The organism is Alkalimonas amylolytica (assembly GCF_900107845.1).
GTDB classification, from domain to species: domain Bacteria; phylum Pseudomonadota; class Gammaproteobacteria; order Enterobacterales; family Alteromonadaceae; genus Alkalimonas; species Alkalimonas amylolytica.
Genome location: NZ_FNRM01000001.1, coordinates 467,781 through 493,255 on the forward strand (window position 1 = coordinate 467,781; position 25,475 = coordinate 493,255).

The 25,475-nt window shown below is 51.2% G+C and carries 21 protein-coding genes; 14 read left to right on the forward strand and 7 right to left on the reverse strand.

Annotation, left to right across the window (positions count from 1 at the left end; all coding sequences use genetic code 11):
* Positions 1-36: 36 nt before the first annotated feature.
* Complete coding sequence (locus BLW37_RS02075) at positions 37-2,319, reverse strand: patatin-like phospholipase family protein (RefSeq protein WP_091338699.1); 2,283 nt, start codon at positions 2,317-2,319, stop codon at positions 37-39.
* Positions 2,320-2,418: 99 nt separating this feature from the next.
* Here BLW37_RS02075 and BLW37_RS02080 point away from each other — a divergent pair, with 99 nt between their 5' ends.
* Genes BLW37_RS02080 through BLW37_RS02095 form a run of 4 tightly spaced genes read left to right on the forward strand, consistent with a single transcriptional unit; the run spans position 2,419 to position 6,653 of the window.
* Positions 2,419-3,066 carry a carboxypeptidase regulatory-like domain-containing protein gene (locus BLW37_RS02080; RefSeq protein ID WP_091338702.1) on the forward strand — a complete coding sequence of 216 codons (648 nt, stop codon included), beginning with the start codon at positions 2,419-2,421 and terminating at the stop codon, positions 3,064-3,066.
* A 10-nt stretch (positions 3,067-3,076) separates the two neighbouring features.
* On the forward strand, positions 3,077-5,407 hold the full coding sequence (locus BLW37_RS02085) for a putative bifunctional diguanylate cyclase/phosphodiesterase (protein WP_091339560.1): 2,331 nt from the start codon (positions 3,077-3,079) through the stop codon (positions 5,405-5,407).
* Positions 5,404-6,234, forward strand: coding sequence for a DUF3034 family protein (locus tag BLW37_RS02090; RefSeq protein WP_091338706.1), 831 nt, complete (start codon positions 5,404-5,406; stop codon positions 6,232-6,234). Before BLW37_RS02085 ends, BLW37_RS02090 begins: the two co-directional genes overlap by 4 nt.
* Positions 6,234-6,653, forward strand: a complete 420-nt coding sequence (locus BLW37_RS02095) for a group I truncated hemoglobin (RefSeq protein WP_091338709.1) — start codon at positions 6,234-6,236, stop codon at positions 6,651-6,653. Before BLW37_RS02090 ends, BLW37_RS02095 begins: the two co-directional genes overlap by 1 nt.
* A gap of 8 nt (positions 6,654-6,661) precedes the next feature.
* Here BLW37_RS02095 and BLW37_RS02100 read toward each other — a convergent pair whose 3' ends face one another.
* Both BLW37_RS02100 and BLW37_RS02105 read right to left on the reverse strand, forming a co-directional pair.
* Positions 6,662-6,889 carry a DUF2798 domain-containing protein gene (locus BLW37_RS02100; RefSeq protein WP_091338712.1) on the reverse strand — a complete coding sequence of 76 codons (228 nt, stop codon included), beginning with the start codon at positions 6,887-6,889 and terminating at the stop codon, positions 6,662-6,664.
* A gap of 24 nt (positions 6,890-6,913) precedes the next feature.
* A complete protein-coding gene (locus BLW37_RS02105) occupies positions 6,914-7,825 on the reverse strand; it encodes a GGDEF domain-containing protein (RefSeq protein WP_091338715.1) in 912 nt (303 codons plus the stop codon).
* Between the two features lie 102 nt (positions 7,826-7,927).
* Here BLW37_RS02105 and BLW37_RS02110 point away from each other — a divergent pair, with 102 nt between their 5' ends.
* On the forward strand, positions 7,928-8,872 hold the full coding sequence (locus BLW37_RS02110; RefSeq protein WP_091338717.1) for a D-2-hydroxyacid dehydrogenase: 945 nt from the start codon (positions 7,928-7,930) through the stop codon (positions 8,870-8,872).
* Positions 8,873-8,930: 58 nt separating this feature from the next.
* On the forward strand, positions 8,931-10,958 hold the full coding sequence (locus BLW37_RS02115; protein ID WP_139243645.1) for a hypothetical protein: 2,028 nt from the start codon (positions 8,931-8,933) through the stop codon (positions 10,956-10,958).
* Positions 10,959-10,977: 19 nt separating this feature from the next.
* On the opposite strand, the gene BLW37_RS02120 is transcribed toward BLW37_RS02115, so the two are convergent.
* Positions 10,978-11,811: an RluA family pseudouridine synthase gene (locus BLW37_RS02120; protein WP_245785577.1), complete on the reverse strand. Its 834-nt coding sequence runs from the start codon at positions 11,809-11,811 to the stop codon at positions 10,978-10,980.
* 84 nt (positions 11,812-11,895) lie between these two features.
* Between BLW37_RS02120 and BLW37_RS02125 the strand changes: the two genes are divergently transcribed.
* Both BLW37_RS02125 and BLW37_RS02130 read left to right on the forward strand, forming a co-directional pair.
* Positions 11,896-12,528 carry a choice-of-anchor H family protein gene (locus BLW37_RS02125; protein ID WP_091338724.1) on the forward strand — a complete coding sequence of 211 codons (633 nt, stop codon included), beginning with the start codon at positions 11,896-11,898 and terminating at the stop codon, positions 12,526-12,528.
* A 74-nt stretch (positions 12,529-12,602) separates the two neighbouring features.
* Positions 12,603-13,478 carry a hypothetical protein gene (locus BLW37_RS02130; RefSeq protein WP_091338726.1) on the forward strand — a complete coding sequence of 292 codons (876 nt, stop codon included), beginning with the start codon at positions 12,603-12,605 and terminating at the stop codon, positions 13,476-13,478.
* Here BLW37_RS02130 and BLW37_RS02135 read toward each other — a convergent pair.
* Positions 13,473-14,858 (reverse strand): PhoH family protein, encoded by a 1,386-nt coding sequence (locus BLW37_RS02135; RefSeq protein WP_091338729.1) that lies wholly within the window; start codon positions 14,856-14,858, stop codon positions 13,473-13,475. The two genes, BLW37_RS02130 and BLW37_RS02135, sit on opposite strands and share 6 nt — an antisense overlap.
* Positions 14,859-15,087: 229 nt before the next feature.
* Between BLW37_RS02135 and rapA the strand changes: the two genes are divergently transcribed.
* The 5 genes from rapA to BLW37_RS02160 all read left to right on the forward strand — a co-directional run bounded on the left by rapA (position 15,088) and on the right by BLW37_RS02160 (position 21,296).
* Positions 15,088-17,997, forward strand: coding sequence for an RNA polymerase-associated protein RapA (gene rapA, locus BLW37_RS02140; protein ID WP_091338730.1), 2,910 nt, complete (start codon positions 15,088-15,090; stop codon positions 17,995-17,997).
* Positions 17,998-18,003: 6 nt separating this feature from the next.
* Positions 18,004-18,654: a pseudouridine synthase gene (locus tag BLW37_RS02145; protein ID WP_091338733.1), complete on the forward strand. Its 651-nt coding sequence runs from the start codon at positions 18,004-18,006 to the stop codon at positions 18,652-18,654.
* Positions 18,655-18,874: 220 nt separating this feature from the next.
* On the forward strand, positions 18,875-19,945 hold the full coding sequence (locus tag BLW37_RS02150; protein ID WP_091338735.1) for an OmpA family protein: 1,071 nt from the start codon (positions 18,875-18,877) through the stop codon (positions 19,943-19,945).
* A 109-nt stretch (positions 19,946-20,054) separates the two neighbouring features.
* The gene (locus BLW37_RS02155) at positions 20,055-20,828 is read left to right on the forward strand and encodes a DUF3530 family protein (RefSeq protein WP_091338738.1); all 774 of its coding nucleotides are present in this window, start codon (positions 20,055-20,057) and stop codon (positions 20,826-20,828) included.
* A 42-nt stretch (positions 20,829-20,870) separates the two neighbouring features.
* Complete coding sequence (locus tag BLW37_RS02160) at positions 20,871-21,296, forward strand: hypothetical protein (protein WP_091338741.1); 426 nt, start codon at positions 20,871-20,873, stop codon at positions 21,294-21,296.
* On the opposite strand, the gene BLW37_RS02165 is transcribed toward BLW37_RS02160, so the two are convergent.
* Positions 21,254-22,096 (reverse strand): ion transporter, encoded by an 843-nt coding sequence (locus tag BLW37_RS02165; protein WP_091338743.1) that lies wholly within the window; start codon positions 22,094-22,096, stop codon positions 21,254-21,256. The genes BLW37_RS02160 and BLW37_RS02165 overlap by 43 nt on opposite strands.
* A 36-nt stretch (positions 22,097-22,132) precedes the next feature.
* A complete protein-coding gene (gene djlA / locus BLW37_RS02170; RefSeq protein ID WP_091338746.1) occupies positions 22,133-22,942 on the reverse strand; it encodes a co-chaperone DjlA in 810 nt (269 codons plus the stop codon).
* 242 nt (positions 22,943-23,184) lie between these two features.
* Here djlA and BLW37_RS02175 point away from each other — a divergent pair, with 242 nt between their 5' ends.
* On the forward strand, positions 23,185-25,473 hold the full coding sequence (locus BLW37_RS02175) for an LPS-assembly protein LptD (protein WP_245785578.1): 2,289 nt from the start codon (positions 23,185-23,187) through the stop codon (positions 25,471-25,473).
* The last annotated feature ends 2 nt before the right edge of the window (positions 25,474-25,475 follow it).

The window sequence follows — 25,475 nt, forward strand, 5'->3', positions numbered from 1 at the left end:
TATCGCTCAGCGAATGATGCGTCCTTGTGGCAGTCGTTAGAAGTTGTGCCCCAGCGATAAATACCAGGAGTCAATTTGGCTGCGCTCATCACTTTGGGCGCGGCCATAGCCAAAGAACAGTGGCCCCAGCGGACTATCCCAACCCAAGAACAAACTACCTGCCCAGAGCCAGGCATCGGTTTGATGCGCCTGATTCAGGTTCAGCACATCGTCCTGCACCCGGCCCCGCTCAATCGAGCCGCCGATATACCAGGGCATGTTTAAAAACGACAGCTGTGGTTGCGTCAGTTGATATTGATAGACCAGGCTGCCAAAGCTGACCGTACTGCCATACAAATACTGATGCGGATAACCGGATAAATTTAAGAAGCCACCCAAACTAAACTGCTCCAAAATCAATGCAGGATCATCATTACGATAGCGCTGCCAGCGCCAACGGCTATGCAACCGATGCGCCTGCCAACTTTTGGCGGCTAGTATATCCAGGCTTAACGTTCGGCTGCTGCCACGCTCAGAACCGGATCGATCTTGCAGCCATTGCACTTCCGAATTTAGCCGAATGCCCCGCCCCGGGAAATTGATGTTATCGAGCGTATCCCAGTGCCCCTGCAGCACAGGGCCCTGTCGTTGGTAGGAAATACGCTGACCGGCCCCAGTGTCATGGAGCGAACCCGGAGCCCGGTAGCGACCCACGCGGCGAGTCCAGCCACTGGCTAAGGTCAGATGATCACTTGGATGCCAGCCGGCCAGCAATGTGCTGATGAACTCACTGTGATTCAGATCGCCCAACGAGCGCCGATTCTCATCCTCCAGCACCTGCCGCTCACTGAATGCCGCCAAGGTACCACGAACAAAGGTAGCAGGGCCTCCCAGGGGCCAATACAACTCAGTGCTAATCAGTTTGTCGCTGCCGATACCGAGCTCCGAATACCACTCGGCGCCGAGTGGGCTTAGATTGGTATACAGGTAGCTGGCGGCAAGTTGGTAGTGGTGTTTGTTCTGAAAATCATCTTCAAAGCGCAAACGAAAATTCAGATAACCAGGCCCCCAGCTTTTTTCCTGCACCTGCACCTGTAGCTCGGTAGTGTCGTCATCTAAAATAGTAAGTTGCTGTGAGACCCGCTCAAACTGATCCAGGCCATACAAACGCCGGATGCCTTTTTCTACCACCTGACTGTCGTAAAGCTCCCCAGGTGCTATGCCCAGACGCTCTAATAGGATGCTATCGGCCAGCGCCGAATGATTGTGCAGCACAATCCGATCGATCGACTGTTCAGCAGACTCAGGCAATCGATGTGCCAGCAACCACTGATGGTAATACTCTGCCGGCACGGACAGCTGATGCAACAAAGGCGCTGCTGCCGCTGTCTGATAGCCGATATCGGCCCCTGTTAGCAGACGGTCAAAATCAAGCGTACCAATGCCACTCAGCTCAGGTTGCAGTAAGATATCTTGCTCCGTCAACAAGGCTAGCTGCACTGCCAACCCACGACGAACCAAAAAGTTGGTTAACTGCTCAGACACACTAAAGGCATCGGTCAAATCTTCTTTTTGCAGCAAAGGGGCATCAATGCTGACCGCTATAATCCGCTCTGCGCCCAGGGCTTTGGCGACATCGACCGGCAGATTGTTAGCTACTCCACCATCGACCAGAATGCGTTGATTGATTTCCAATGGGCTCACCACCCCTGGGATCGACATCGAAGCCTGTACCGCTTGCAGCAAACTCCCTTCCGCCAGCACTACCGCTTCTCCGCTGACCAAGTCAGCCGCCACCGCCCGAAAAGGGATCGCCAGCGCATTAAAATCCAGTTGATTGGCCTGCAGGCCATAAGCCCGTTGCAACAACTCAGCCATGGCCTGACCATGCAACACCCCTTTAGGCAGATGCACGCCATCGAGCCGCACGCCTAATTCCAGTTGGATCGGGTAAGCATCACGCTGCTGTTTGCGCCGGGCCGGCATCTCATGGCGCTGTACCCGATCCTGAAAGCCTTCGCCCCAGGGCAACTCGGTTAAAATACGCTCAATTTGATCGGGGCTTTTGCCACTGGCATACAAACCACCGACAAAAGCACCGATGCTGGTTCCTACCACCAGATCGACCGGGATTTGTTGCTGCTCCAGATACCGAATCACCCCAAGGTGGGCACCACCGCGGGCACCGCCCCCGCCGAGTACCAGCGCTACACAAGGTCGCCCCTCTACCTTGTCACATGGCCCAACCGGGGACTGCAGCTCTGTTGCCTGAGCACTCTGCTTTGCCAGACTCAGAAAGAAAACGCCTGCCAACCAACAGGTTTTTTTGTGTTTTACCATGCGGTTAAGTTGTGCTCCAAATGAAAATCAATTTGTCATGATGAACAGAACCTTGCTAAGGTTAAGGCAGCCACTACCGCCATATGATGAGGTTTCACGATGACATCCTGCCTGAGAGTCTTTTGCGCCTGCGCCTTAGCTAGCTTAGTGCACTTCAGCGCTACTGCCAATGACTGGCGAATCACCGTTGTGGATCAGGCTGGCAAGCCTTTGGACGATGCAGTGGTAGAACTGGTCGCTCTCGACGCTGGCTCCGAGGCCGTTGCAGCCGATGTGCAACAAACCAGTATCAGACAACAAGGTTTAAACTTTGTGCCTTTCGTCTCAGCCGTGCAGGTCGGTACCGAGATCGACTTTCCCAACCTGGATCGTACCCGACATCATGTGTATTCTTTTTCCCCTGCCAAGGTGTTCGAGATCCAGCTGTATCATGATCGTCCAGAGCAACCCATCGTATTCGATCAAGCGGGCATCGTCGCACTGGGCTGCAATATCCATGACTATATGGAGGCTTATGTCTTTATCAGCGAAAGCAATCTGGTGGGGGTAACGGATCCGGACGGCCAGTTTCATTTCAGTCAGCTCAGTGCTGGGCGATATCAGCTTAGGGTATGGCACCCTTTCCAGTTGGATGAAATGCTCACCGTCATTATTACCCTGGACGGCAGCAGCGAGAGTGCTCAATTCAGCTTAAGCGTGCAACACCGGCCAAAACAACCCACGCCGCAACGTGGTTTTGGTGCATGAGTTATTTCGCATGCTGAGTTCTTTACGCCATCGCTTACTGCTGGTCATTATTACCTTGCTTGGCGCACTGGCACTGGCTACCGCACTGGCCAGTCTGACCGCCATGAAACAGGACAGTCAGCAGCAGGCACGCCAGGTCTTGCAAGTGGGTGCCAATGTCTTTAGCCAATTGCTGTCCGACCGCACCTTACAGCTCGGTCAGTCGGTACAGGTACTGGCCGCTGATTTTGGCTTTCGCCAGGCGGTGGCCACCTCCGAGTCGGCTACCATTCAGTCGGTATTAGAAAACCATGGCAGCCGGATTGATGCGCAGTTGGTGCTGCTACTGAGTCCACAAGGCGACTTACTGGCCAGCACCCGTAGCGAGCTCAGTGAACACCAGCTCAGTCCTTTGCTGCAGGCCGCACAACAAACGTCTACCAGCATGCTCAGCACTATTTTGCCACTGACTGAACAAGCCTACCAATTGGTGCTGGTGCCGGTGCGGGCACCTAATATCATCGCCTGGGTTGGCATGGGCTTTGTGCTGGATGACGCCCTGGCTGAACAGCTCAAAGCCATCACAGGTCTGGATATTAGTTTTGTACGGCACACCGCAGGGCAGGATATTCGCTTACTCACCTCCACCTTAAACGCGCAGAGTGAAGCGGACTGGCGGGCTGACACTATGGCCTTAGCCGATTTAACCGATGAGCCCTCTGCCAGTCAGGATCAGCGTTATCTCACGTTAAGCAGGCCCCTTGAACATGCCGAGCTTTGGGCCTTGTTGCATTTACCAAACAGCCGCTGGCTGCTGAACTACCAAAGCATGCGCAGCCAATTGCTCGGGATCTTCGGAGTTGCATTGACGATAGCCTTGCTTGTGGCATTTTGGCTTGTCCGCAGCATTACCGAGCCGCTGCAACAGCTGACCAACTTTGCCAGACAACTTGGGGAAGGTAAAACCACGATCGATTTACCACAAGCCCGCGGTGAGGTGGGTGTGCTCAGTAACACCTTAAGTCAAATGCAGCAACGGTTGGCTGAACGGGAACGTTTACTGATCGAGCAAGCCGAGCAGGATGCACTCACTGGCCTGTATAACCGTAGCGCGGCCGAATGCTGGCTAAAAGACTTTGCCCGGGAGCATGCTGGCGTCCTGCTACTGCTGAATATTCGCAGCTTTCGCCATATCAATGATGCCTTTGGCCTCGATACTGGTGATCAACTCTTGCAGCTGCTGGCAGGCCGTATTCAACAACTTTCACCTACCCCACTGCTCAGTGCCCGGGTTGGTGGCGATGAGTTCCTGCTGGTCTTTGCGGAGTTGCCAACCGCACTGACAGAGTTAATGGCCCCACTGCAAGCACCTTATCAACTGCAACAGAGCAGTATCAGCTTGCAGCTGACGCTCGGCTATTATCGCTTTACAGCGCACACAGCTGAGCCTGTTGTAGTCAGCACCTTGCTACGCCGGGTCGATATCGCCAGTGCCAATGCCAAGCAGCTAAGTGAAGGCATTGCAGGCTACCAGGCTGGTCAGGATGAACGCCACCTGCGTGAACTGACCATTATCCAGGACTTACCAGCCGCTTTGGCCGCCGATACACTGAGTATCTGTTACCAGCCCAAAGTATCGCTGCGACAGCAAAACTGCCGGGCAGCAGAAGCCTTAATCCGCTGGCAGCACCCAAGTCTGGGTTTTATCCCACCAGACGAATTTATTCGCTTAGCCGAACACACCGGCCATATCGAGCTGGTAACCGACTGGATGCTAAGCAAAGTGATTGCGCAGGCTGCACTATGGCAAAGCAGTTACCCTGGCCTTAAGCTGGCGGTGAATCTTTCACCGGTGGATCTGATCGATGAGCAGTTGCCAGCACGTATCCAACACCTGTTGGATCAAGCCAGGGTGCCGGCTAAGGTGCTGGCACTGGAGGTCACCGAAGGTGCTGTGATGCAAGACCCGGAACGGGTCATTCGGATCCTGCGTCAGTTGGCAGAGCTGGGTATCGAGCTGGCGATTGATGATTTTGGTACAGGCCACTCATCGCTGGCCTATCTGAAATTGCTGCCCGTGCATGAAGTAAAAATCGACCGGGCTTTTATCAAAAACATTGAGCACAACAGCGATGATGAACTGATTGTCGAAGCTACCAGCCGTTTAGCCAAAGGTTTAGGCTTTCGGGTCACTGCCGAAGGACTGGAAAACCGCGAAGGTCTAGCCAAATTAATGACACTGGGCTGTGATACCGTGCAAGGTTATTATTTCGCAAAGCCCATGCCTGCATTGGATTTTGAGCGCTGGCTGCAGCAGTTTCAACAAACAGCCGTCGATTATTTTAGCGAGGACCGTGCATGAACAACCTGGTGATGTGTGTTTTTTTTGCTTTGCTGGCACTGCCGGTTCAGGCAGGCAGTCGAGTGCTGGCGACAGGCGGGGCAACCACCATTGAAGGCAGTGCCGGTGGTGGCATTGTGCCTTGGGCGGTTATCAACGGCTATGGCAGTGATGATGAATGGAGTGTGCAGGCTTTTGGTAGCCGGGTTGGAGTCGATGACTTTACCCTGCACTCAGCCGGTGTGGGGCTAAGTTTTGATAATCGCTGGGAGCTGTCCTATGCACGGCAACAATTTAAGCTCGATACCATTGGTGGCCAATTGCGGCAGGATATTGTAGGTGTCAAGTACCGTCTGGCTGGCCAGTTACTCTATACCTCCCTACCCCAAATCAGCCTGGGCCTACAGTACAAGCGCCATCTGGACTTTGAGCTGCCCTCCCTGGTCGGAGCCCACTCCCGCAGTGGCGTTGATCTGTACCTGGCGGCCAGCAAGGTCTGGCTGGATGCCATTGCAGGCCGTAACTTGCTGCTAAACGGCACCATCCGTGCCACTCAGGCCAACCAGACGGGTTTACTCGGCTTTGGCAACGCGGACCAACAGCGTCATCAGCTGATGTTTGAAGGCTCCGCAGCTCTGCTGCTGACACATCACCTGGCCGTCGGTGTTGAGTTCCGCCAAAAACCCAATCGGCTGGCATTTGCCGATGAGCAGCACTGGCGTGATGTTTTTGTCGCCTGGTTTGTTAACCCAAACCTGTCGGTAACAGCAGCCTATGTTGATTTAGGCGACATTGCTGGTCTGCCTTCGCAACAAGGCTGGTATCTCTCTCTAGAAGGAAGCTGGTAATGAAGTCTCTGCTTATTTTACTGAGTATGGCCCTGCTACTGGTAGCGTGCAGTCAGACACCTAAGCCTAGCTTATATCAACAACTGGGCGAAGAAGCCGGCATCACTGCAATTACTGATCACCTGCTCCATCAGATTGAACATGACCCACTGATCGTCCACCATTTTCGCGATACAGATATCCCACGCTTCCGGCGTTTATTGATGGAGCAACTGTGTGAGCTCTCCGGTGGCCCTTGCGTATACAGCGGTGCCACCATGGAAGAAAGCCATACTGGCCTCAACCTGAACACCCGCGATTTTGACCGGCTGGTCAATCACCTGATCAGTGCCATGCAACAGCAAGGTATTCCCTATGGCGCACAAAATCAGTTGCTTGCCTTGCTGGCCCCGATGTACCCAGAAGTGATTGGCCGCTGAGCCCTTCTTTATGGCTGACGGATCAGCTTAGCTGTGAGGCGCCGGCTAAGCGGGGCAAAAATCAGCACCAGTGGAAATGCACAAGCATGAGCCACCAGATAAGCTTTCAGCCAGCTCAGTAAAAAGCCACTGAACCAACCAAGATTCAGTAGGGTCAGTATGCCTGACATCAAAAAAGCCATAAAGCCAGACATAATAAAAGCAAACACCAGCGGCTGAAATTTCGTGGGCAACATAAGCAATACCTGATAAAAACGGTATTATAGCGCAGAAGAATTGGCAACTACACAGCAGTTTCTACCCGCAGCCTTGGCTTGATACAAAGCCTTGTCGGCAAGCTGCAATAACTCGGTCAGGGTTTGTCTCGGTTGCAGCTCTGCTACCCCGATGGATAACTGCAAGGGTAAGGTTTGATTGCGGTAACGTATCGGGTGAAGCTCCAGCTCTTGCTGAATACGCTCAGCAACTTGGACCGCCTCCTTGGCCGGAATATCAGCCAGCAAAATTACAAACTCCTCACCACCGTAGCGGGCAAATAAATCATAGTCTCGCAACTGCGACTGAATATGCTGACAAATATACTGCAACGCTTTATCACCAGCCAAATGACCATGAGTATCATTCAATTGTTTAAAAAAATCGATATCCAACATCAGCAAGCTGCAAGCTGCACCGGTTCGCTGCTGATGTTTGAGCACCTTGACAGCTTGCTGCATAAAATAGCGGCGGTTGGCAATGCCAGTAAGAACATCGGTGTTGGCTTGGCTTCTAAGCAGCTGCTCTGCTTGTTGCAGAGCAAACTGCAAGCGCTTTTGTTCCGTGATATCTTTGGCATGCAACAAGATGGCCCCCTCCGCATTGCATTGTTCTGACATCAAATACCAGTGTCCATTGACTGTATCGGCTTCAAAAATTCGAAAGGGAACACTCCGCCGGCGTTGTGCTGCATAGAGCAACCAATCATCCAGATCGGTTGCTTCAATATTTAAACCTAATTGTTGCTGGTGGCAGTGGCGAATAATCTGCGCAAAACTCATGCCTATAAGCTGCTGCAACTCAATGGCAAAAATTTCCCCCAGTGCTGGATTGGCGAATACCAGCTGATCCCTGGCATCAAAAATGCCGTAGCCATCGCCACTGACATAGAGGAAATCAACAAGGGCTTTATGCATTAGGGCCGCCGTTTTTGCATAAAAATACAGACTACTTCAATACTAGCTTACGTCATGCAAAGCAGTTAGGATCATGCCATACCAATATTTCTTAAGGCACTTATGACCTTCACAGCTGCTTTTCTAGATGCAGGCTCAGTTGGCAAAGCGGTGTTAAGTCCTTTGCAACAGTTGCCGATTCAACTGAAGTTGTATCCCAGCACTGACCCAGAACAAGTGCTTCTCCGATTGCAAGGTTGCCAGATAGCCATTGTTAATAAGGTAGTACTGGACGAAACCACTCTGCGACAACTGCCAGAGCTGCGTTACATCGCTGTCACCGCGACAGGCACCAATACTATTGACTTGACTGCCGCGGCCGCAGCTGGCATCAGAGTACAAAACGTGGAAGACTACGCCAGCGCTGCCGTTGCCCAACATGTTTTTGCCTTATTGCTGTACTTTACCAACCATTGCCATGCCTATCAGCAGAGCGTGCAGCGAGGCGACTGGAGCAAAAGCCCACATTTTTGCTTGCTGGATCATCCGATGCAGGAATTAGCAGGACAAACCATGACCATTCTGGGCTACGGCACACTCGGTCAAGCCACAGCAAAGCTGGCGCAAGCTTTTGGTATGCACATTTGTATTGCTGAGCGGCCAGAGAACACCAGCTGCCGTCCAGGGCGAACACCCTTTAAACAAGCACTAGAACAAGCCGATGTGCTGTCATTGCACTGCCCACTGACCATGGATAATCATCATTTGATTGGCGCCGAACAACTGGCATGGTTAAAGCCAACAGCCATCCTCATCAATACCGCCAGGGGCGGCCTGCTCGACCCTGCGGCCTTGCTGAGTGCTCTGCAGCAAAATAAGCTGCAGGCTGCAGCACTCGATGTCCTGGAACAAGAGCCACCTGCCAGTGATCATCCGCTATTGCAACACCCTCATCCCAGGTTGCTGATAACCCCCCATGTCGCCTGGGCAACACAGGCTGCACGCAATCGGCTGATTGCCAAAACTGCACACCAACTTGACGATTGGCTGAAGCAAGAAGCCGGATAAAGCTGTACAGCCCTCCTAAACTGACGCACAATGACCATAATAAATTTATGACACCTGCTTGATGCTTATGCATGCTGCTTTTATCCTGCTGCTGTTATTTTTCCTGAGTATTGGCCCTGCTTTTAGCGCAGCGCCCGAATTCAGATCAACTCTGATCCGCCAGGATCCGGAGCGTTTCCTTGAGCAGGCCCTGCAACAACCAGCACAGGGCTCCAGCAGCTACTGGCTTGAGCTTGCCTATGCTCAGATGCTGCTGAATCAAAAGGAAAGTGCCTTGCTCAACATTGAGCAAGCCATTGAGCTGGCAGTTCTGCTGGATGACCATCCGCTGTATCAGGCTCAGCTGTATCATATCAAAGCCCAAATCTACGGCCGTTTGTATCGCAATACCGAGCTGGGTATCGAGGCTTTACTGCGAGCAGTGCAATGGCTTGAGCCCTTGCAGGATGAGCGGGCACGTAAAGAAAAAAACGAGCTGTATGAAAGCCTTGCTCAAGCCCACCTGCAGAACAGCGATTACCCACAAGCCATCTACTATGCTGAAAAAAGTCTGGCCGAAGCCTTATTACCGCAACAAGAGTTAAATGCTCATTTTTTGTTGGGGCGTTTGCATCTGCAAATGAACCGAATCAATCAGGCTTTTGCCCATCTCCAATCCACTCTGGAACTTGCTACCCAACTGGAGGCCTTTCATGCCTACCCATTGGTCCAGTTACGTTATGGTATTGGCTATCAAAAAATGGGACTGCCCGAACAAGCACTGCAAGCTTTTATGCAAGCAAAAGAAGGCTTTGCCAAATATCAGCACGAACGTAGTTACATCAATAGTCTTTTACGGGTAGTCAGTGTCCAGCTGGACCAAAACTGGTTCGATGAACACACATACGCTTATCTGCAAGAAGCGCTGCAATACAGTCACCAGCATGGTGATGCATACAGCATAGCGGAAAGTAAATTTTACCTTGGGCAATGGTATCTACTGCATCAAGATCAAACTCTAGCCAATGACTATTTTGAGCAAGCGATCAGTATTGCCTTTCAAATCAACAACCGTGACTTATTGAACAGAGTGCAACTGACGCTGGCAGAAAGTCTGGTCCAGCAGCAGGAGCTTGAGCATGCGGAGCAGCTGTTTCAGCAACTGGCTATTCAGCCAGAGGATCACAACCAAGCCTTATTTTTGCGCTACCGGTATGCTGAATTGGCTGCCGAGCTAGCAGCTTGGAAACACGAATGGCAGCACGCTTTCCAATACAGCCAGCTGGCACGCGCACTGCGCTTTGATGATTTGCATGAGCAGTACAATCTAAAACTGGACTATTTGCATCAGAACAATCCAGCACCTTCAACGACAAGCCCGCATCAAGCCACACCTCCTCTTTATTGGCTGCTCAGCACCTTAACTGCCTTGTTCTTGCTGACGGGGGCAGTCAGCTGGCTAGCATGGCAGCGGCGTCGCCAGCAAGCCACTCCAAATCAGCTGATTTTCTCCAGACAATGGATCCAGTTCAGTGAGAAACTTGCGGCTGAGCAACGACAAAAGCAACCATTGCAGTTGATGGCCGTGACGTTACGAGGTTGTCAGCAGTATAAGCAGCGCCATGGTGAGGTTCAGCTACGCAGGGCCTTGGTTAGCTTGCTACAAAGCCTGAATTCACCTGAAATTATTCAGATGACCATTCACAGTGATGTACTTTGGTTGGGCCTGAGCTGCCAAGATGATAAACTAGCGGCACTGGAACAAAAAGTGCTGTTGCATTTGGGACAGCAACGTAAAGCTTTAACACCCACCCCTCAGTTACAAACCCTGGTGTTGCCTTTGCAGGCATTGTTGGGCCAACAATTCAAAGCACAGCATCTGCAGGCACTGCGTGAAGCGGTTTGGTTGAGCTGGTACCTGGCAGAACAGCTCAATCCAAGTGATGATAACCTTTATTTGCAACTCAAAGTGCTGGAGCAACGCCCTTGTGAGTGGATGGCAGAAAACATTCGGCAGGATTTACTCAATGCGTTGCAACTGGGCAGTATTGAGCTCTGGCAGCAACAACGCTTGCTCAATACCAGCATCAAAGAGCTGCTGGACTGACACACATCTGGTCCTGACACTACTCGTGAAACAAACGCATCGGCCCTGGTAAGCTGATGGATTTCGTCGTTTTATCGCGTGGACACTGCCACGACAACTCAACAGCTTGCAACGCTAAAGTATCTGCAGCCGAAGTGCCATTTCCGTAGCGGGGATCGCCCATCACCGGGTGGCCGACAGCAGCAAAGTGACGACGGATCTGATGTTTCCGACCAGTTTGTAAGTCAACTTCCAACCAACTCAGACCGCTCTCGAGCTGTTTGCAAACGTGAAAACGCGTCACGCTTTCTTTGCCATCCAGTGTCAGCCTGATCTCCCCGGTATTTTTCTGAGCATCCGATAACCAACCTTGCACCGCCACATGGTATAGCTTCTTAACCTGCCCCAGTTGAAATTGTTGACTCAGGCTGGCCGCAGCCTTGCCATCATGCGCCAGCAACAACAAACCGCTGGCTTCACGGTCCAGCCGATGCACCAGAAATACCGGACGCTTAGTTTGCAGCTCGGCCTGGCGCAGTAACGACACATGATCGCCCCACAGACTTCCCTGTGACAAGACTCCTGCGGGCTTCCACCAGACAGAGTAGGAGCGCTGATCCAACAGCAACTGGCTGTTTTCCGCTGAGCGTTGCAGGATATCTGCATCGTAATGCAGCGCCAGTGTTTGCCCAGGCTGCACTTCAGCTTGCGCCCTACGCAGCCTTTTTTGTTTTTTACCCTGCTGCAACCAGACAGCGCCTTTTAGCATGGCATCTTTCAACCTGCCCTTCGATAACTCAGGCACCTGCTCAGCTAAAAACTGGATCGCCACAACTCTCTTGTCAATCAGCCAACTGCGGCTTAGCTTGGTCACCTTCATTCCTTATAGTTCAGCAGGGATTCATACCCTTCATTCTATACCTGGTATTGTACGCAAGAGTGAAAGGAAGGAATAGCCATGAAATTGCTACTAAGTGTCTTGCTGTTTTTCTCCACGGTTAGCCTAAGCGCTGAACAGCCTATCAGTACCACGACAGAGCAACGTGGCTCTGAACAATCAGAAGCCATGAGTGATACATCCGAATGGGTCAGCGCACAAAGTTACAGTACCGATGTTTGGTTTCACCGCCTTGAGCTGGAGCTTAGTGGCGATATCAACAACAACGGCTTTTATCATCAGCTGTATCTGAAGTTTGATGCAGACACCAATCGCTCCAGCCAACCCGTGTGGGCTGAGTTTAGCTTGCAACGCCCTGGCCGGGCAGAGCAACTCTTTCATATCAGTTCGATTTTTACTTTGTACCGTCAAAGCCGTAATGACTGGTTTGCCATCGATACCACCCTGGAAGAAAACTATCCAACCGACTATTACGACCTGATTATTCGTCTGTATGATGCCAACAGTGGCTGGTTAGTGGCGGAAATATCCGGCTATGACGAGCTAATTCTGGCTGACTTGCCGCTGGAAGATTACCGACGCGATCAGCAGGTACTGACGGTGGTAGAAAGCTATGGGGGAAGTCTTGGTGTTTTTGCCCTGTTCGGGCTAAGCTTACTGCTCTGGCGACAAACAATAACAAGGTGCAAGTGAGCCGAATTCTAGCGCTTTCTCTCTGTTTTTGGTTGCTGGTTTGCCTTGCCCCATCGGGAACAGTAGCAGCCAGCATGCAACTGCAACGTAGCAGCTCTCAGGATGGCGAGTTGCAGTTCCACTATCGCTGGCAACAGCAGGGTCAGACGGTAGACTTCTCATTTCAGCTCCCAGAACAAAGTGTGCAACAGCATCTGAGTAGCTTTCGCCGTTACTCACCGCAACTGGCCAATACCTTGATGCGACAGGCCCTGCAGCAGGAGCTGGGTAGGCGTAACACAGCTGGTATGCAGGTAGAGTTGCCACCAACAGGCTCCCCTTTCCCTCTAAAGGTCAAAGCCCGCCGAGCTGCTGATGCACGCGAACTTCAGCAACAACTAACCGCTCAGCTGCAACAAGCCAGGCAAGACTACCTGCAGCAGATTTATCATACCGAACTGAGGCTCCAACCCAATCGGCAGGTCATTATGGTGGATCATCAGCGCATTCTGGCCGACAGCCTGCAAGACTTACTACCCGTCGCTGGCGCACTGCAACAAAAGTTTCCTTACACCACCACCCGCGAAATCAGTCAGTTTCTGCTGGACTGGCTGCAGCGCATTCCTTATCAATCACTCAATGAGCGCAGTCAAAGTTCTGCTGCTGGCTTTTTACCCCCGCTGCAACTGATCCAGCAGCACCGGGGCGACTGTGATAGTAAAGTGGTGTTGATGGCAGCCCTTCTCCGCTTGCTGCTGCCTGATGTCCCCCTAGTGATTGTTTACTTACCTAACCACGCAGTGCTCGGCATCGGCATGCAAAGCCAGAGCAGTGATCAACAGCTGCGTCTGGATGGACAAAACTTTGTGCTGGCCGACCCAACCGGACCGGCCTTGCAACCGGTTGGTGAAATTACAGCACGCTATCATCTGTATCTGCAACCGGGTATCGCTAACTACCGAAGACTATAGATTCTCTTCAGCAAAGGATGCTAAGCGGCTTCGTACCACCCCATTCAAATTAATGGTGGCACTTCCAGGGAAGTGCTTAAAGCGCTCCACAATATAGGTTAAGCCCGAGGTGACAGCCGTCAAATAATTGCTGTCGATCTGGCTGAGGTTACCCGAGCAAATCAACTTTGTGCCTTCGCCACAGCGGGTAATAATGGTTTTTAATTGGGCCGCACTTAAGTTCTGACATTCATCCAAAATAACTATGGCATTCTGAATACTACGACCACGCATAAAGTTGACGGATTTAAACTGGATATTGGCTTTATCCATAATGTAACCCACACTGGCATGAGGATGCTCGTCTGTTTTGTGCAGCACTTCCAGCGAGTCGGTAATAGCCGCCAACCAAGGTGCCATTTTCTCTTCTTCAGTACCGGGCAAAAAGCCTATAGATTCAGCAATTTCCGGCGTATTTCGTGTCACGATGACTTTGTCGTACACGCCCTTTTCAATCACCAGCTCCAGGGCTGCGGCCAGCGCAATCAGGGTTTTGCCACAACCCGCAGGGCCTGTCAGGATCACCAAATCCATGTTGGGATCGAGCAAAGCTTCCAGCGCCATCGCCTGATAAATATTTTTGGGGGTTATCCCCCAGGCATGACGGTGCATCATGCGCTCATAGCCCAGGTCCCGAACCCGGATTTGATGTTCATTGATACCAACCACCTGACCGGCAAAAGACTCGGCTTCATCAATCAAAAACTCATTGATGTAGGCGTCAGGCAACAATTTACGCTCCAGTAAATGCAAAATATCCCGGTCTTTTTGTTCGGTTTGACATTCTTTTACCTGGCTCCAGAACTCACCTGGAAACCGGTAATAGCCTTTGTAGAGAAAGCGCACATCGTCTATCAACTGATCGGTGCGGTAATCCTCCACCAGCTTCAAGCCTGCACCTTTGGCTTTTAGTCGCATATTGATGTCTTTGGTAACCAGAATCACTTTTTGTGGGCTGCGCTCACGCTGTAAATACAAGGCAGTATTGATGATCAAGTGATCATTTTCTCCACCTGGCAAGCCCGGCAACTCATCTTTCAGATGATGATCATTGATGATGGTCAGATGACCCGATACCTTCTGCTCACCATGCAGTGGTAAAGCTACCCCATGCAACATTTGCTCTGGGCTGGCATCGCGCAATACATCCTCCAGCGCTCGTATCGCCACCCGGGCATCCCGGCTAACATCTTTGTTGCGGTCTTTAATATGGTCCAGCTCTTCCAACACGGTCATCGGAATAACGACATCATGCTCCTGAAAGTTTAAAAATGCGAAGGGCTCGTGAAGAAGTATATTAGTATCAAGCACATATATTTTTTTACTTCGTTTTCTCGCCATGAATATCTCCTTGAGGGCGCAGAGGGCAGCTAGCAAGCTTCCTATTAAGGATAGTGGAAGCTGTCAGGGACGCTGGCAATTTTCAATGCAACCGAACAAAAAACCAGCAAACAGTGCATGACAAGCCTAAGACACCCTCATGACCAAATAATGACAGCGATGGATTTCAGGATGCAGAACAGCCGATTTCGCTGTACCATAGCGCCCCCTGCTCGTTACTGGATACATCATGTCGTTTGCTTTAGGTCAGCGCTGGATTAGCGAAAGTGAATCCGATTTAGGTTTAGGCGCAGTGGTCGCATTGGATGACCGCTCAATCACCATCTTGTTTCCTGCCAGTGGTGAGCAACGTTGCTACGCCAGACAGCAGGCTCCATTATCCCGTATTCGCTTCCTGCCAGGCGACCGGGTACGAAGCGCCGAAGGCTTTGAGCTGGTCATCAGCCATGTCGAAGAGGTTACTGAAACACTGGTGTATCATGGCAGCCGCGTTGATACCCACGAAAGCATCCAACTGCGTGAAATCCTGCTCGATCACTTTCTGAGCTTTAGTCAACCACAAGACCGCATGTATGCCGGCCAAATCGACCGGCTGGAAGCCTTTAGTTTGCGTTATCAAAGTCAGCAACAGCTGCATCGCCTGCAACAAGATCCATTACGGGGGTTGTCCGGTGCGCGTATTAGCTTGATACCACATCAGCTGTACATTGCGGAGGAAGTCGCCAAACGACATGCACCCAGGGTAATGCTGGCCGATGAAGTAGGGCTTGGCAAAACCATTGAGGCAGGCCTCATCCTGCATCAGCAGTTGATAAGTGGCCTGGCCCAGCGTGCGCTTATTCTGGTACCTGAATCCCTGCAACACCAATGGTTGGTCGAAATGTTGCGCCGTTTTAATCTGACGGTGGCTATCTTTGATCAGGAGCGTTGCGAACAAAGTGCCATCGATCAACAAAATCCGTTTGAAACAGCGCAAATCGTTTTATGCAGCTTGGAGTTTTTGAGTAATGCACCTGAATGGCTGGCGCAAGCTGTTGCCGCCCCCTGGGATTTGTTGGTGGTCGACGAGGCGCATCACCTCAGTTGGGATGCTGACACCCCAAGCCTGGCTTATCAATGCGTTGCCAAGCTTGCGGCGCAAATCCCGGGTATGATCCTGTTGACCGCAACCCCGGATCAATTAGGGCATCGCAGCCACTTTGCCCGCTTACAGCTGCTCGATGGCGATCGTTTTTACGATTATCAGGCTTTTTTAGCACAAGAAGCGCAGTTCCAACAGATAGCTATGTTGGCCGACCAGTTGCTGCACCAAGAGCCACTGTCAATTGACACGGCGGCAGCCTTGCACCAGCTGCTGATGGATCCAACCCTATCGGCGCCGCTGCAACAATTGCAACAAGCAGGTCTTACCCTGAGAGAGCGTGAGCAACTGCAGCAAATAATTCTACAACCGTTACTGGATCGCCATGGCACAGGCCGGGTTCTTTTTCGGAACAGCCGCCGCACCATCGCCGGCTTTCCGCAACGTATCCCGAATTTTATTGGGCTTGATATGCCAACTGCATATCAGCACAGTGCGGGGCGGTTGTTGCACACTGCCTCCGAGCCAAACGAGCTAAGTGCTTTACTGACCCCGGAGCGCCTGTACAGTCAGCACAGCCAAGCCCCCGCCTGGCATGAGCTTGACCCGCGGATTGATAGCCTGATCCAACTGTTAAAGCAGCATAAAACAGAGAAGTTCCTGCTGATCTGTGCTCATGCTGAAACGGCCATGGAGCTGGACAAAGCATTAATGCAACGCGAGGGTATTAGAGCAGCAGTGTTTCATGAGCGCATGAGTATCATGGAACGGGATAAAGCAGCAGCCTATTTTGCTCAGCAAGACTACAGTGCGCAAATTTTGCTTTGCTCAGAAATAGGCAGTGAAGGCCGTAATTTCCAGTTTGCGCACCATTTGGTATTATTTGATTTGCCACTGAATCCCGATCTGCTGGAACAACGCATTGGCCGGCTCGATCGGATTGGCCAGCAGCAGGATATCCAGCTACACATTCTGTATTTCAAACAATCGGCTCAGGATTACCAACAACAATGGTACCATCAGGTCCTCAATGCCTTTGCACACACCTGCCAGACAGGTGCTGCTGTGTTTCAGCAAACAGCCGCTTTATTCTGGTCGCTGCTACAAACCCCCGGCTGGCAACCTGAACAACTGGCGCAGTGGCTGAGTCAAAGCGCTGAGCTGCAACACCAGCTGCAACAGCAACTCGAACAGGGCCGTGATCAATTGCTGGAACTAAACTCTTCAGGTGGCGCAAAGGCCAACGCGCTGAGTCAGCAATTAGCAGCGCTGGATAATCAGCCCGATTTGGCACTGTTTATGTGCCAAAGCTGGGATCAGTTGGGTGTGCAACAGGAAGAACGCTCCGATACCTGCTTGATCCTTAAACCGTCCGAACAACTGGAAGATAGTTATTGCCCTGGACTGCACGACGATGGCGTGAGTATTACCTTCGATCGCAGCACGGCTTTGGCTCAAGAGGACATTCAATTCTTAAGCTGGGACCACCCGATGGTACTGAGCACTCTTGATTACCTGACGGAACAGCAACGAGGCAATAACAGCGTTGCCCTGTTGCACAATCCAGCGCTTCCCGCCGGTAGTTGGTTCCTGGAGTTAATTTATCTGGTTGAAGCCAGCGCACCAGCCAAGCTCCAGTTAGGTCGGTACCTACCAGTCACACCAATCCGCTTGCTTATGGACCCCCAAGGGAGGGATCTGGCAAAAGCAGTCTCCTTTGCGCAACTGGAAAAACAACTGGCACCACTTGCCAGGCAAGGGGCGGCAAAAGTGGTCAAAGCATTGCGTAAACAACTGGATATCACGTTGACACAGGCCGAACAACTGGCACTGCAACAACTGCCAGCCATTCAGCAGCAAGCCCAGCAAAGCATGCAACACGCCCTGGGGGGGGAGGCTGAGCGCTTACAGCAACTTCGTCAAGTGAATCCCGCGGTGCGCCAGGAAGAAATTGCTTATTTACAACAACAGCAAACTGACCTAAGCAATTACATTGCCAAAGCCCGCCTCAAGCTGGATGCCATCCGTTTGGTGGTAGTCAGTCATGACAGGCCTTAAGCCAAGATGTTGATGGATTACCAGCCCCCCTTACAGCCTTATCTGGATATTCAATATCAGGATGAGGATATTCTGGTATTGAATAAACCGAGCGGCTTGTTATCGGTACCCGGTAAAGCACCAGAGCATCTGGATAGTCTAAGCTGGCGAGTGCAACGGGTTTTCCCGACAGCCCGGGTGGTCCATCGGTTGGATATGGCAACCTCAGGCTTAGTTGTCATGGCCATGCACTTGCAAAGCCAACGGCATTTGAACCGTCAGTTTGCCGAGCGACAAGTGCAAAAGCGCTATATTGCCTGGTTGGAAGGCCAATTAACCATCCAGAAAGGTACCATCGAAGTTCCCCTTATTTGCGATTGGCCCAAACGCCCACAACAAAAAGTGTGCTTTTTACATGGCAAGCCGGCCTGCACCCACTTTCGGCTCCTGACCCATAACGATACAGCAAGCAAGGTGGCACTCATCCCGGTGACCGGTCGCTCGCACCAACTGCGGGTGCATATGCAGTGGCTTGGACATCCAATTATTGGTGATAAATTTTACAGCAAACAATCTACACCTTCTGCGCAGCGACTCCTATTGCATGCAGAGTCACTGGGGTTTCGTCATCCGGTTCACGGCAACTGGCTTCAATTCCATAGCGACTGCGTATTTTAACTGAATACGCTCACAGAAATCGTAATGCCAAAACCATAAAAAACTGCTACACTTAGCGCATTTTGTTAACCTAGGGTTCAGCTTCCTTGCTTAAGATAGCTGTGACTATCAGAAACTGTTGTTTTTCAGCATTTGCCTGCTTTATTTACGGGATTGGTTTGTTAAATAACCAATTTCCCTATAAAATTGGCAAGTAAGACTTCACCTAAAGGAGAAATGGATGAAACGTAAAATTTGTTCAGTAGCTGTAGCTGTTGCTTTGCCAATGATGGCCGGCACTGCTTATGCTAACACCCCATCAGCCGCAGAGCTGCAAGAGCGCATGTTTGGTTCTGTGTTTGCAGAATACTACATGCCAGATCGTAAAAAAACCCGCGATGTTGAGTTCGATTACCTGACCCGTGGACCTGGTGTAGGTCTTGAGCTGGGTTACCGCTTTGATGACAACTGGGCAGTTCGTGCCGATTACGCTCGCCAGCGTCTGAAAAACAAGTTAACTGGTGATCGTATTACTGGCAACCGTTTTGGTATTGATGCTATGTACCATTTAAACGATAGCAACATTTACCTGGTCGCTGGTTTAAACCGTCATACCATTGACAAAACCAACTCTGCCAACGTTGGTATTGGTTACCGCGCTTTCCTGAATGAAAATGTGGCTTTCTTTGCAGAAGCCAACCGTTACCAAGGCCTGAATAAAGGCACTTGGGCGGATGCAGGTATCAAAGCAGGTTTGACCTATGTGTTCGGTAGCTCTTCTGCTGCAGCGCCAGCACCTGCTCCGGCACCGGCACCAGCTCAGCCAGCCGTGGTTGATTCTGATGGTGACGGCGTACCAGATCATTTGGATCAGTGCCCGAACACTCCACGCGGCCACAAAGTAGATGAGCGTGGTTGTACTGTGTATCAGGAAGTTCAGCAACGTGTTGGCAGCGCAGAAATCCGTGTTCTGTTTGCATTCGACTCTGCTGAAGTATCCCGCGAGCAACGTGCTGATGTTGCCCGTCTGGCGGATTACCTGAAACGTTACCCAACAGCTACAGTGGAAATCGAAGGCCATGCATCACGTATTGGTGCCGCCGATTACAACCAGCGTCTGTCTGAGCGTCGTGCAAAAGCAGTTGCTGATCTGTTGGTCAACACCCATGGTATTGAGCGTTCACGCATCAGCACTGTCGGTTACGGCTTCACCCGTCCGCGGATGGAAGGTGCAACCCGTGAAGCACATCGTGCTAACCAGCGTATCGAAGCTCTGGTTACTGCCCGCATTAAAGAGCCGGTAATGCGTTAATCGCTGCTCTCTTGCCTAAAAACCGCTGCCAGTCAGCGGTTTTTTTTTAATTTTTTTCCATGCTGGCCGATACAAGGGACTCTAACCACATACTCAGCCGGAGCTTCAGATGCAATCATTTGGTTTCGTAGTGCTTATGCTGTTGCTACTGTCTGGCCTCACAGCAACAGCACAAACCCAACCAAATTGGCTGCAGGCAGATCTACAGCATTACCTGCCAGAGTGGGAGCTACGACTTCTTGGTGAAGTACCAAACGCTTTATTGGTTGTGCATCGGGAAGGCATGACACCCTATCAACAAGGAACACTGGTTTTATTGCCGGATCCAAGCCAGCATCCTGCCTCACCACGCCAAATCAACTTCCTGCGCCAAGCAATGAATGAGCATGGCTGGTCGACCGTTGCCATCCTTCCAAACTATCCTGTCAGTTCAGACTCTGCGACTGAAATAGACCATGACGAGACGTTAAATCATTTCCAACAGCAACTGCAGCTGGTACTGACTCAGCAGGATTGGCAAGCAGGTCACCTGGTGATCCTGGCACAAGGGCAAAGCGGTAGCTTACTCAGCCAGCTGGATTGGGCCCAGCTGCCCAGACAACCAGAAGCATTGGTATTCCTTAGCAGTTACCATACCGACCCAGCCAGTAATCGTCAGTTGGCGCAACGGATCGCTCGCCAGACGATCCCTGTACTCGATCTGGCGCATCATCACGATCACCTGCATATAGCCAGTACCTTTGAGCTGCGACGACAATGGAGTCAGCGACATGCAAACTTAATGTACCGTCAGCGCTTGCTAACAGGCCATGCCGAGCTGGAAACCACGCAACAAGTGATGTATAAAGAGGTGTATGGCTGGCTCAGCTATCTCGGACTATAATCTGTAGCGAGTGTTCCCCAACACATTCTTTTGGTATCAGTGATGAAAAATACAACCCGTATCCTGTTTACTCTGGCAGGCCTAGGCCTGTTGCAAGCGTGCTCTTCCCCTGCTCCCGTGGTCATTGTGCCGATCGAAGTGATTCCGGAACCAGTCAGCAGTGTTGGCAGTACCATGACGTTGATTGAGCAAGCTCATATTTGCCACGATGAAGCAGAAACACGTCGCCTGGCGGCCAGCTCCCAGTTACGCGCCATGGCTCGCTACCTGGCAGAGCTCCTGCCAACGGATCAATGCACCATTCACTCAGTAACCAGCGAAGTGGTGGTGCTGGAAGAATCCGAAGGGTACCGTAAAGTCTCGCTGGAAAGCTCCGAAGTGTTTACCTTTGATAATTACCTGCTGCCAGCCGCAGCAACAGCGGCTCAACCATCCCCGGCTCTGCCCGCGACGGTATCCTGCTGCTGATCCAACCGACTGTTTAATCGGGCCACCTGTTGCTGCAGTGCGGTTAGCTGCTGCAGCAACTCAGTGTGGTGGTTCTCTTGCTGCTGATGATCTTCTTTTCGGGTTTCGTTGGTCATAATTTCCAGAATCACCCCCACCATCATATTCAGAAAAATAAAGGTGGTCAGGAAAATAAACACGATGTAGTAAATCCAGCTAAGCGGATATACCTCCATGGTGTCGTACATTACATCAGTCCAATCCTCAAAGGTCGCGACCCGGAACAGGGTCAGCATGGAAATCGCAATATCCCCCCAGAGGAATTCATCAATCTGCGCAAAGAAAATAGAACCTACTGCCGCAAAAATATAGAAAATGATAAACATCAACAGCGCGATATAGCCCATCTTAGGGATGGCTTTCAGCAAAGCATTGATTAAAAAGCGCAGCTCCGGAACAATGGATACCAAGCGCAGCACTCGCAGCACTCGCAGCAAACGACCAATGACCACCATCTCACTGTCTGGCAGCGGAATCAAGCTGGCCACAACAATTAAGGTATCAAACAAATTCCAACCGTCATGAAAGAACCTTTTTTTCTGCTCAGCCGATAAAAAACGGATGCTGATTTCGACCAAAAAGAATAAGGTAATCGCCACATCAAGCACACTGATGCCTTGTTCAAGCCACCCGGGCAGGCGATAGGTTTTAGCGCCTACGGCTAACGCCGCAATGACAATAACCGCAATCACAAAACCTTGAAAGTAATGGCTTTGCTCAATTTTTTTCAAACGCTGCAGCCAACTGGCATCCATTTGCATGCACGCTACCTCTGAAAAAGTAAATGAAAAAAGTAATCAACGCGCCCGATTTTGCTTGATAAGCGCATAGGCTGCCTGTATCTCTTGGGTTTTTTGCTTGGTCAGCTCCAACATTTCCTTCGGCATCCCCTGAGCGATTAATTTATCCGGGTGATGCTGCGCCATCAATCGTTTGTAGGCCTTCTTCAACTCAGCTTCACTGCAGTCATCGGATACACCGAGTAAAGCATAAGCATCCGCCAGGCTCGAGCCCGACGGTTGTGTGCTTCGACTTTGGTGTCGACGATGGGTAAAGCGAGCCTCCGCTTCATAGCGCCCAAGGATTTGTTCAAACTGCAAGGCTGAAAAATCCAATTGCTCTGCTATAAGACTCAAAAGCGCCCGCTGCCGTGGGGTGATTTTGCCATCAGCCAAAGCAATGCCGAGTTGAATTTCCAAAAACAGCATCAGCACATCAGGCCGGTTACGGTATGCCTCTTTTAATTCCTGCAGTTGTTGTTGCCAGGGGAAGTGGCTGGCCTTGCCATCCCGAAAGGCATCTTGTGCCTCTTTTCGCTGAGCAGCGTTCAGGCCAAGCTGCTCCATAAAGTGCTGGGCCTGACGAATGTGGGCCGGGGTCACCACACCAGATGACTTCGCCAGATGTCCCATCACGGCGAAGGTACTGAACATAAAAATGCCCTGCGCTTCTTGCTGATTGCGGAATAAACGCTGGAAGCCACCCTGACGTTCAAATTGCCGGCTAAGCGCCCGATCAAACCAATGCCCTATCAATAAACCGATAAAGAGACCGGGTAAGCGCAAAATAGCCATACCAAATAAGGCTCCAAGAATTTTACCCCACACCAGAGAACTCCTTCAGAGCCTTGGGAAGTTTTCCAGCTAAGCAGATAGTCAGACAACCCCCGTATAACAGCCAGTATCTAGAATCAAATGGTAGCCATTATACCAGTACTACGTGACTGTACCAGTCTCTAACATAGCGTTTGTGCGGCTTGGCAACAGAACAGCATAGCGGGGTACAACAATTTGCTTTATCATAAGCACTCGCGCATTCTTCCAAAGACAGATCAAGGTTTAACAAACAGATGACGTTTCGCTTGACCAGCCTGGCGATAGGCTGCCTGATGGCCCTACTTTGTGTTCAGCCCTCTGGTATAGCTGCAAAAATACCGGAAACGCTATCGGAAGCGACACCGTCCAGTTGTTATGCGCCGCTGGTTCAACCTGCAGCGTTTGCCAAGCTTGATCGTACCAGCAATCAGGTGCGTATCGAGTCCGAAGGATTGCGGCTTAGCAATAATCAATATGCCAGCTTTGATGGGGCTGTTCAGGTCAGCTATCGTGATACCTTGTTGCAAGCACCTCAAGCAAGTTACGACCAGAGTAGACAACAAATTCTGGCTCAAGGAGGCATTGATTATTTCAGCTCCGCCATTGCCGTGCGTAGTCAACAATTTCAAGCTGATCTCGCCAGTAATCGGGTCGAATTATCTGAAGCGCATTATCAGTTGGTTGAGCAGGCAGGCCGAGGGGCGGCGGAGGTTCTGTCAGTCACTGAGCGACAGCTAGAATTGCAGCGCGCCAACTTTACTGCCTGTCCGGACGGGGATAACAGCTGGGCTTTGCATGCAAACCGCATTCAACTGAATGCCGATGAAGGCTGGGGTGAAGCCTGGCATACCGTATTTCGAGTTCATGATGTTCCAGTCCTTTATTTGCCCTACCTGTCATTTCCTATCTCCGATGAACGTCGCTCAGGCTTACTTTTGCCCAAGGTGAGTAACTCGCAACGGTTGGGGGTGGATTTAGAGTTACCCTATTATCTGAACCTGGCACCACATTACGATATGACGTTAACGCCTCGCTTGATGACGAATCGTGGCTTTCAGTTAAAGTCTGAGTTTCGTTATCTGACGGAAGCGCATCAGGGACTGATGCATCTGGAATACATGCACAAGGATCAGGATAGATCAGAGCTGGGCAAACGCTACCTGGGGCACTATCAGCAACTTAGTGATTTAAACCCTCGCTGGCGCGCGACTGTCGATGTGACCGAAATAAGTGATGATGCATATCTCACCGAGCTGGGCTCCGATCATGTTAACCCCAGCGATACGCAATTACTAAAGCAAGCGAACCTCTCTTATTTTGGCGATCAAATGCTAGCACGCTTGCAGTTGCAGGGGTTCTCAGTACTGGGCGACTATGACAAAGCTTATATGGCGGTACCTCAACTGGAAGTTCGGGCAGCAGAGGCCCTGCAACTTGCCTGGTTTGAATTCGATTGGCAGGCAAACTACGCCCACTTTCGCAACGATGCCGCCCTGATCCATTCTGCGCATCGCACCCATCTGGAACCAGAGCTCAGGCTGCCCTGGATCACTCCGGGTGCAGAGTTGGTAGCCGAGGCCAGCCTCATGCACACCCGCTATCAACAGAACAGCCATCATTTTTTATCGCAAGAAGATAGCCGGGTTCAACGTACCTTGCCAAAACTCCGCTTGCGTGCTCAACTTAACTTTGAGCGTCCGTTGCAAGGCGGCTCAGAAGGCGGCATCCAGACATTGGAGCCACAGCTGCAATATCTTTATGTACCTTACAGAGACCAGCGCAACATAGGCTTGTACGACACCACCCGGCTGCAGGATGACTACTATGGACTTTTCCGTCAGAACCGCTTTTCGGGCCTGGATCGCATTAACGAAGCGAATCAACTGACCTTAGGCGCTACCAGCCGAATTTATGATGGCGCTGATCGAGAGCTGTTTCGTTTTAGTCTGGGCCAGATTATTTTTCTGCAATCACCCACAGAGCAGGATGATCCCCACCAGCAAAATCTGACCGGTATTGAGTCGATGCTAGCAGCGGAGGCCATGTGGCAATGGCACCATCGTTGGTTTGTCAGTGCCGGTGTGCAGTACGACAGTGACAGTCGCACTCTGGTAAAAAGCAATGCCACCCTGGATTATCGGGGCAGTGACAAAAAGCTGTTTCAGTTGAACCATCGATACAGTCAGGCAGTCTCAGACTACGAAATCAGTCAGCTTGGTTTACTGGGTACCTTGCCAGTTGCTGATGAATGGCAACTGGTAGCCAGTTATTATTACGACCTAAAACGCAGCCAGTTACTGGATGCGCATCTCGGGTTACAATTTGAGTCCTGTTGCTGGGCAGTCCGTGTTGTCGCAAGGCGACAAATTATGGCAGAACTGGGTAGAGAGCCATTTGACTTCGCTGCCCCCAGACGCTTTGATCACGGTATTTCGCTGCAATTTGTGTTAAAAGGCTTTGGTGATAATGCTGGTTTTGCCGTCACAGACATGTTATCTAATGGCATCTTCAGCTATCGCCGTCCATATTTATTGAATAATTAGTG